The 7064-nt window shown below is 55.1% G+C and carries 7 protein-coding genes and 1 pseudogene; 6 read left to right on the top strand and 2 right to left on the bottom strand.

Annotated features, from left to right (window positions below):
* Positions 1 to 5: 5 nt before the first annotated feature.
* Complete coding sequence (locus ACR0BD_RS16155) at positions 6 to 1049, bottom strand: cysteine desulfurase family protein (protein ID WP_480831925.1); 1044 nt, start codon at positions 1047 to 1049, stop codon at positions 6 to 8.
* A gap of 60 nt (positions 1050 to 1109) precedes the next feature.
* Positions 1110 to 1568, bottom strand: coding sequence for a Fe-S cluster assembly transcriptional regulator IscR (gene iscR, locus ACR0BD_RS16160; protein ID WP_480693590.1), 459 nt, complete (start codon positions 1566 to 1568; stop codon positions 1110 to 1112).
* A gap of 177 nt (positions 1569 to 1745) precedes the next feature.
* On the opposite strand from iscR, the gene ACR0BD_RS16165 reads away from it, so the two are divergent.
* From ACR0BD_RS16165 to ACR0BD_RS16190, 6 genes and pseudogenes are all read left to right on the top strand, one after another.
* Positions 1746 to 2399, top strand: a complete 654-nt coding sequence (locus ACR0BD_RS16165; protein ID WP_480693591.1) for an alpha/beta hydrolase — start codon at positions 1746 to 1748, stop codon at positions 2397 to 2399.
* Positions 2399 to 2644, top strand: a complete 246-nt coding sequence (locus ACR0BD_RS16170; protein WP_480831927.1) for a hypothetical protein — start codon at positions 2399 to 2401, stop codon at positions 2642 to 2644. Before ACR0BD_RS16165 ends, ACR0BD_RS16170 begins: the two co-directional genes overlap by 1 nt.
* The gene (locus ACR0BD_RS16175) at positions 2641 to 3798 is read left to right on the top strand and encodes an HD domain-containing protein (RefSeq protein ID WP_480831929.1); all 1158 of its coding nucleotides are present in this window, start codon (positions 2641 to 2643) and stop codon (positions 3796 to 3798) included. Before ACR0BD_RS16170 ends, ACR0BD_RS16175 begins: the two co-directional genes overlap by 4 nt.
* Before the next feature lie 183 nt (positions 3799 to 3981).
* Positions 3982 to 4317, top strand: coding sequence for a DMT family transporter (locus ACR0BD_RS16180; RefSeq protein WP_480831931.1), 336 nt, complete (start codon positions 3982 to 3984; stop codon positions 4315 to 4317).
* A gap of 76 nt (positions 4318 to 4393) precedes the next feature.
* The gene (typA, locus tag ACR0BD_RS16185) at positions 4394 to 6211 is read left to right on the top strand and encodes a translational GTPase TypA (RefSeq protein WP_480831933.1); all 1818 of its coding nucleotides are present in this window, start codon (positions 4394 to 4396) and stop codon (positions 6209 to 6211) included.
* Positions 6212 to 6645: 434 nt separating this feature from the next.
* Positions 6646 to 7064, top strand: a pseudogene (locus ACR0BD_RS16190) (hypothetical protein); the annotation flags it as partial.

Here is a 7064-nt window from a genome sequence, read left to right on the forward strand (position 1 = left end):
TCAGATCACGCTGCACGCGCGCGATGCTTTTTCTCTTTTTCCAGCCACGTTTCGGCGAAACGCAGCACATCTTCTTCCGTTGTCAGAGGACCCAGCGATACGCGTATCGCGCTGGCTGCTGTGACCTCGTCGTAGCCCATCGCAGTCAACACTGCGCTGGCGCGAACCTTGCCGCTGGAACAGGCAGAGCCCGCACTTACCGCAAAACCCGACAAATCCATCTGCATAACCTGCGTCTCACCTTTCCAACCGGGCGTGGCAAAACACAGCGTGTTTGGCAGTCGTTCCTCGTCTTTCCCGACAAAAATAGTAGATTTAGAACCAGCCTCAAGGGCCTTTTCTAGAATATTTCTAAATTCTTTGATTTGGTCCCAAACTCCATTAGCCAAATCACGAGCCGCTGCTTCAGCTGCGGCACCGAAACCCGCGATTCCAATAACGTTTTCCGTGCCAGAGCGACGACCCATTTCCTGACCACCGCCCTTGATGCGTGCAGCCAGATCCGTACCGCGCTTCATCACAACAGCGCCGATGCCCTTAGGCCCGCCCAATTTATGTGCAGAAACCAACGCCATCTGAACGTCCAGCCAGTTAAAAGCCAGCGGCAACTTACCGAACGCCTGCGTGGCATCTGTCACAGCCAAGCCGGAGGGTAATTTCTGAACAATACCCGTCTCCGAGTTCGCAATTTGCAACGTTGAAAGACTCGGGTCTGGCACAGACACATGCCCTCTGTCCGACACCTGTAAATCCTCGATAGTCCATGCTCTTACCGCATCGTGTTCAACTGCCGCGCCGTGAATTTCCCGCCCTTCAAGCGCTAATGCGGCCCCCTCGGTCGAGCCCGAAGTAAAGACGATGTCTGCACCATCCGCGCCAAAAGCAGACGCAATCTGCGCTCGGGCACGTTCGACCAGTGCTTTTGCAGCGCGCCCTTCGGCGTGTACCGAAGACGGATTGCCGCACACATCCATTGCCGCGATCATCGCTTCTCGCGCCTCGGGTCGAAGCGGCGAAGTCGCGTTATGATCAAGGTAAACACGAGTCATGGATGCACCTTATTCGTGACCCGGCCACGTTTCGGAAAATGCAGGCTTCCTGTTTTCATGTCACTCGTCCACGACCGCGAACAGGCTTGGGACCGCCGGGCAAGGCGCCAGATCGTTTTTGATCACGTCAGACAAGCGTGTTTGGTGCAGAAACACGTAAACGTGGGCACTTAGTCCTTCCCACAAACGATTGGTCAAAGACTGGGCACGACTTCCCGAAGACGCCCCTGACGCACCTGCACCTTTCTGCAACGCATCAACCGTTTCATCTACCGCAGACAGAATCTCAACGACCCGAATTTCCGACGGTGGACGCGCAAGACGGTATCCACCACCTGGCCCGCGAACCGAGGCGACAAGCTCAGCCCGACGCAGCTTGACAAACAACTGCTCAAGATACGGCAGTGAGATGTCCTGGCGATCAGAGATTTCGCTTAACGTCACCAAGCCATCGGAAGGCTGAAGGGCGATATCGGCCAGGGCCACCATCGCGTAACGACCTTTAGTCGAAAGCTTCATTGTCATTCCCTCATGGCAGTTTACGCGCGAAATCATTGACGCCGTCGCCGCCAGTGCGTATCTCCGACTGACAGCGCAAAAGCGCTTAGAAACACAATTAGAACCGTTCTAAGGTGCCCGACGATTATCGTCAAGTATTTACGGGCCCAAAGACGTAAAGACAGGACCGACGCACACATGCCCGAGGTGATTTTTCCCGGACCCGAAGGCCGCCTGGAAGGCCGCTACCACCCGCAAAAGGAAAAAGACGCACCGATCGCCATCGTGCTGCACCCGCATCCTCAGTTCGGCGGGACCATGAATAATAAGGTGGTCTATAACCTGCACTATGCGTTCTACAACATGGGCTTCACCGTGTTGCGGTTCAATTTTCGCGGCGTGGGTCGCAGCCAGGGTGAATACGATCAGGGCGTAGGCGAACTCAGCGATGCGGCTTCGGCACTGGATTACCTCCAGTCGATGAACAACAATTCGAAACACTGCTGGGTCGCAGGCTTTTCCTTCGGCGCGTGGATCGGGATGCAATTGTTGATGCGTCGGCCTGAAATCACCGGCTTTATCAGTGTGTCACCCCCTGCAAATATGTACGACTTTTCGTTCCTGGCACCCTGCCCTTCCTCTGGTCTGATCATCAACGGATCGTCCGACCGGGTTGCTCCGCCGTCTGACACAACCGCTTTGGTGAACAAGCTGCATGAGCAAAAAGGTATCACCATCACGCATAACGAAGTCGAAGGCGCGGATCACTTTTTCCAGGATCGCCATATGGACACGCTGATTACAGACGTCAGCGATTACGTGAAACGCCGCCTAACCGAGACCACACGCTGATGTCAGATACGCTTTCCACCCTCGCGGCGAAGCTGGCCGAAGACACGGTCAAAGTCATGGATGAAACCGGTGACGATCGCTTTTACGTCGAGGTTGGTGAGCTTCTGGGTGCGTCTTCTCAAACCCTGGAAGAGGCATTCCTGACCGAAATTCGGGTTCGACTGGCGGAGCGGAAAGCCCGCCAGTTCGTGATTCAACGGCTGGCAAAGCACAGACAAAAAGTGAAAGCGATCGAAAAGCAATGACCGATCGTCTGCCCGCGCAAATCGAATTTCTTAGCCGCGCGGACTCATTAAAATCGGTTGAACGCGCGAATACCCTTCTGGACCAGACCCGACAGGAAAACTCGGCCGAACATAGCTGGCAATTGGCTTTATGGGCTTTGGTTATGGCCCCTTATGCCGATAGCTCAGTTAATATCGGCCGCGTCATTCGCATGCTTTTGCTGCACGACCTTGTCGAGATCATTGTTGGTGACCACCCGATTCATCTGGAAACCGATTGGCAGGCTGTAGAACAGGCCGAGCATGAGGCGGCTGCTGAACTTTTCGCCATGCTCCCTAATGACCAAACGAACGAGTTTCTATCGCTGTGGCGCGAATTCGAGGCTGACGCGACACCTGACGCCAAATTCGCCAAGTGTCTGGATCGTTGCCAGCCGCTTTTTCAGGTGCTCTGCGCCCCGGCTCCAAACCCTGACCATTTGACTGTTGTGCGTGAAAACCTGAACGGTGGGCGCGCTGCGTATTTGGAGAAAGCATTACCGGATGCTTATGCCCTTGCGGTCGCGTGGCTAGAAGGACAAGACCATATACAATCAGGTTTTTCGGACCGCATTCCCTTTCTTGCTGAAAGTGACAAACTGAAATCCGTGAACCGAGCCTCGCGGCTTTTGTCCGGAGGTCGCTTTGAAAACTCGGCAGAACATTCGTGGCATATTATGCTGTATGCTTGGGTTCTGTCTGAATATGCGGCACCTGAAGTCTCATTAAACCGCGTTCTCAAGATGTTGTTGCTGCACGATATTGTTGAGATCGACGCGGGTGATCACCCGATCCACGGGCAGGTGGATCACGCAGCGCAACAGGCTGAGGAACAAGCAGCCGCAGATCGCTTGTTTGGTATGCTTCCGGCGGATCAAAAAGATGAATTCCACGCAATTTGGCAGGAGTTCGAGGCAGCCGAGAGCCCAGACGCCCGTTTTGCGAAGGCCATTGATCGTTTCCAAACTCCCATCGGGAATCTGGCAACCGGTGGTGGTTCTTGGGTCGACTACAAGGTTACGCTGCAACAGATCGAGGACCGCGTGGGCGCGCCAATCACACGCGGCGCACCAAAGCTTTGGACGTGGTTAAAACCACAATTGGAAACGTATTTCGCTGAAAACATGCCCGCGTAAACGTTTCATATGCCGATTCAGCACTTTCCGAACCAAAACAACTCGTTTTTCAACTCTTATACAATAGCTTACATATTTTTTATAAAGTAACTTCATCAATATATCTCGTGTGAAAAATAGCGCTTGCCAAAGGCGCAGGAATAGTGCTCAACCCGCAAAACAACTTCCTTGAAGGGGTTTGTCTTGCCAAAAGCTTATCTTATTCTGTTGCTAGCCGTCACAGCCGAAACCATCGGCACCACAGCACTGCAGGCCAGCCAACAATTTACCCGTTTTTGGCCAAGCGTGTTGGTCGTCGTCGCATACGGAGTCGCGTTTTACTTTCTCGGTCTCACCTTGAAATACATGCCGGTTGGAATCGTCTATGCGATCTGGTCGGGAATGGGCATCGTCCTGATCGCAATCATCGGCTTTCTCGTTTTTGGACAACGTCTGGATTGGCCAGCCGTCATTGGTTTGGGCATGATTTTGGCAGGAATCCTGATCATCCACCTGTTTTCCAAGACTGCAGGCCACTGAGCACCGGTTAGGGCTGGTCTATTTGGTCAAACCGGGTTATGCGCGCGGCAACTTCCCGTTCAAAGGCTGACCTCTCATGGACCTGCGCAATATCGCAATCATCGCTCACGTGGACCACGGCAAAACGACCCTGGTGGACGAGCTGCTTAAACAATCCGGCGCGTTCCGGGAAAATCAGGCCGTGGCCGAACGCGCCATGGACAGCAACGATCTGGAGCGCGAGCGCGGGATCACCATCCTTGCCAAAGCCACCAGCGTTGAATGGAAAGGCACGCGCATCAATATCGTCGACACCCCCGGCCACGCCGATTTCGGCGGTGAGGTCGAACGCATCCTGTCGATGGTCGACGGTGTTGTCCTGCTGGTTGATGCCGCCGAAGGTCCGATGCCGCAGACCAAATTCGTGACCTCCAAGGCGCTGGCGCTGGGCCTGCGCCCGATTGTGGTTCTGAACAAGGTCGACAAACCCGATGCCGAGCCTGACCGCGCGCTGGATGAATGCTTTGACCTGTTCGCCAACCTTGGCGCGGATGATGACCAACTTGATTTCCCCGCCATGTACGCCTCAGGCCGCTCAGGTTGGGCGGATATGGAGCTGGACGGCCCTCGCAAGGACCTCACCGCCCTTTTCGACTTGATCGTGGATCACGTTCCTGCTCCCAAGCAGGCTGACCGGAAAGAAGAGCCTTTCCGCATGCTGGCAACCACTTTGGGCAGCGATCCTTTCATCGGTCGCATCCTGACCGGTCGCGTAGAAAGCGGTACGTTAAAGGCTGGTGACACCCTCAAGGCGCTCAGCCGCGATGGAACGCAGATCGAAAATTTCCGCGCTTCAAAGATCCTGGCCTTTCGCGGGTTGGCACAACAGCCGATTGACGTGGCTGAGGCCGGCGACATTGTCACCATCGCGGGCATGAGCAAAGCGACAGTGGCCGACTCACTGGTTGCACCTCAGGTCGAAGAGGCGCTTCCCGCACAGCCAATCGACCCGCCCACCATCACCGTAACCTTTGGCATTAACGACTCGCCGCTTGCCGGGCGTGATGGGAAAAAGGTCCAATCTCGCGTGATCCGCGACCGCTTGATGAAAGAGGCGGAATCAAATGTCGCCATTCGCATCACCGACACCCCCGGCGGCGAAGCCTTTGAAGTCGCGGGTCGTGGCGAATTGCAGATGGGCGTGTTGATCGAAAACATGCGCCGCGAGGGTTTCGAGCTGAGCATTTCGCGCCCCCAAGTGCTGTTTCAGGAAGAAAACGGCCAGCGCATGGAGCCCATTGAGGAAGTCACCATCGACGTCGATGATGAGTTTTCGGGCGCCGTCATCGAAAAAATCACCGGAGCACGTAAAGGCGAATTGGCTGAAATGCGTCCAGCCGGCGTCGGAAAGACCCGCATCATCGCCTATGTCCCCTCACGGGGCCTAATCGGCTATCACGGGGAGTTCCTGACCGATACGCGCGGCACCGGCGTGTTAAACCGGGTGTTCCACGGCTGGGCCGCTCACAAAGGCCCAATCCCCGGACGCCGTGCAGGCGTTCTGATTTCCATGGAAAACGGTCAAGCTGTTGCCTATGCACTGTGGAACCTTGAGGAGCGCGGTCGCATGTTCGTCGGGCCACAGGTCGACGTGTATCAAGGCATGGTGATTGGTGAACATTCGCGAGACAACGATCTCGAAGTGAACCCGCTAAAGGGTAAGAAACTCACAAACGTTCGCGCAAGTGGTTCAGACGACGCAGTTCGACTAACGCCTCATATCCAGTTTTCGCTGGAAGAGGCGATCGCATATATCGACGATGACGAATTGGTTGAAGTAACGCCAAACGCTGTACGTCTGAGAAAACGATTCCTAGATCCGCACGAACGTAAACGAATGGCAAAATCTGCCTAGCCTATACAGTGACATCGTTCACACTTGGGAAACATTGGCTCAATCGTGACATTTTTGCGTACATTAACGCAATATTAATAAAAAGAAAGCCTGCCACACCGGCAGGCTTTCTTTTTGTTTTTTAACATTTTTCCATTTCTACGGGAATTTTTCCGAAATTTCCCATGCTCCAACAACTTGAAAATAAGGCGTGGAATGGATGTAATTATGTTCAAAGTATGGCACAAATATGCGTAAGAAGCCCACGTTAATGAGTACCAAGGAGCGTCGTTATGCGCGTTAAATCCCAATTGTTATCTATTGTATTTGTTTCGGCAACTTTTCCGTTAGTTACTACCGGCACGGCGAGTGCTGCTGAAAAATGCACTGTAAAAACAGCCCGACAGTCTGTTTCGACAGAAACACTCTGTGATTGTAAAGTCGTTGATGCACGTATGTTGCGCTACATTCAGCGCCGAGCAGATTTTGAAGATATTCTAGCAAGGACATTGGACAGCTGCCCTGCTTTCGCTGCTGTCCTAACTGACCTTCCTACGGCCAGCCTCTCCTTCTCTCAAAGGACCGGTGACGGTGACCCCGACAATGACAGCGGCGGCGGTGGAACCGGCGGTGGCGGAACCGGCGGCGGCGGTGGTGGAACCGGTGGCGGCGGTGGCGGAACCGGCGGCGGCGGTGGCGGAACCGGCGGCGGCGGTGGTGGAACCGGCGGCGGCGGTGGTGGAACCGGCGGCGGCGGTGGTGGAACCGGCGGTGGCGGAACCGGCGGCGGCGGTGGTGGAACCGGCGGCGGGGGTGGTGGATCCGGCGACGGCGGTGGTGGAACCGGCGGTAGCGGAACCGGCGGCGGCGGCCG

The sequence above is a fragment of the Ruegeria sp. G5 genome, from assembly GCF_056533365.1.

Bases quoted from the DNA above. Each gene is read 5' to 3' on its own strand.
- typA (WP_480831933.1), top strand. From the start codon at position 4,394: ATGGACCTGCGCAATATCGCAATCATCGCTCACGTGGACCACGGCAAA.
- iscR (WP_480693590.1), bottom strand. From the start codon at position 1,568: ATGAAGCTTTCGACTAAAGGTCGTTACGCGATGGTGGCCCTGGCCGAT.
- ACR0BD_RS16175 (WP_480831929.1), top strand. From the start codon at position 2,641: ATGACCGATCGTCTGCCCGCGCAAATCGAATTTCTTAGCCGCGCGGAC.
- ACR0BD_RS16155 (WP_480831925.1), bottom strand. From the start codon at position 1,049: ATGACTCGTGTTTACCTTGATCATAACGCGACTTCGCCGCTTCGACCC.
- ACR0BD_RS16170 (WP_480831927.1), top strand. From the start codon at position 2,399: ATGTCAGATACGCTTTCCACCCTCGCGGCGAAGCTGGCCGAAGACACG.
- ACR0BD_RS16165 (WP_480693591.1), top strand. From the start codon at position 1,746: ATGCCCGAGGTGATTTTTCCCGGACCCGAAGGCCGCCTGGAAGGCCGC.